The following is a 544-nucleotide window of genomic DNA, read 5'->3' as shown; positions in this document are numbered from 1 at the left end:
AAAGGCGTAACTACAAAATAGCTACACCTTCCTATTATTTATTGTTATCACTCAAATTTCAACTTGAGAAGATAATCGTTCCAAAAACGATCGAAAACAATCTCTATCGAGAGCTTATTTTACATCACGAATCTTTGGACCGATATAACGTTGACGTGGACGACCAATCTTCATATGAGGATCAGAAATCATCTCTGCCCAATGGCTAATCCAACCACTTGTACGTGCGATTGCGAACATTGGTGTAAACATCTCAACAGGAATTCCTAATGCTTTATAGATAATACCTGAGTAGAAGTCCACGTTCGGATAGAGTTTACGCTCTACGAAGTACTCATCTTTAAGCGCGATCTCTTCAAGTTTAACCGCAATCTCCATCAATGGATCGTTACCATATTTCGCCAATACTTCATCAGCGATACCTTTAATGATACGTGCACGTGGGTCGAAGTTTTTATAAACACGATGCCCAAAGCCCATTAAACGGAATGGATCATTCTTATCTTTTGCTTTTGCAATAAATTTATCGATATTGCTAACATCA

General features: G+C 38.1%; 1 protein-coding gene. It reads right to left on the bottom strand.

The features are described 5' to 3' along the window. Positions 1–114: 114 nt before the first annotated feature. On the bottom strand, positions 115–544 hold a 430-nt coding region (locus tag FK529_RS20965; RefSeq protein ID WP_369122207.1), incomplete at its 5' end, for a citrate/2-methylcitrate synthase.

Source organism: Tsukamurella asaccharolytica, from assembly GCF_007858435.1.
GTDB classification, from domain to species: domain Bacteria; phylum Actinomycetota; class Actinomycetes; order Mycobacteriales; family Mycobacteriaceae; genus Tsukamurella; species Tsukamurella asaccharolytica.
This window is presented reverse-complemented; position numbering and strand designations above follow the sequence as displayed.